Annotated in this window: 1 protein-coding gene; it reads left to right on the top strand. The window is 67.2% G+C overall.

Annotated features, from left to right (window positions below; genetic code table 11):
• Window positions 1-524: IS3 family transposase (locus ABD297_RS23645; protein WP_344257631.1), on the top strand; the 524-nt coding region annotated here is incomplete at its 5' end.
• Window positions 525-539 lie beyond the last annotated feature (15 nt).

The raw sequence follows: 539 nt of genomic DNA, 5'->3' as shown, positions 1-539 counted from the left end.
ACATCACCTACTGCCGCACCTTCGCGGGGTGGGTGTACGCCGCGTTCGTCATCGACGTCTACTCCCGCCGGGTCGTCGGCTGGCAGCTGGCCAAGAACCTGCGCACCGACCTGGCCCTCGACGCCCTCGAGATGGGGTTGTGGGACCGGGCCCGCGCCGGCCGGGACACGACTGGCCTGATTCACCACTCCGACAAAGGAGTTCAGTACCTCGCCATCCGCTACACCCAGCGCCTGGCCGACGCCGGTGCGGTCGCCTCGGTCGGGTCCACCGGTGACTCGTACGACAACGCCCTGGCCGAGGCGTTCAACTCGCTGTTCAAGGCCGAGCTGCTCCGCAACCTGGGTCCGTGGCGCGGCATTGATGATCTGGAGATCGCCGTCGCGGAGTACATCGACTGGTTCAACCACCGCCGCCTCCACGGCGAGATCGGGCTCGTGCCGCCCGTCGAGTTCGAAGACCAGCACTACCGGCAGAATCCCGTGGCGGCTACCGTCGTCGCGTCAGTTCCGAGCCTCCACTAAACCCGGAACGGGACA

The sequence above is a fragment of the Terrabacter carboxydivorans genome (genome assembly GCF_039532035.1).
GTDB lineage: Bacteria > Actinomycetota > Actinomycetes > Actinomycetales > Dermatophilaceae > Terrabacter > Terrabacter carboxydivorans.
This window is presented reverse-complemented; position numbering and strand designations above follow the sequence as displayed.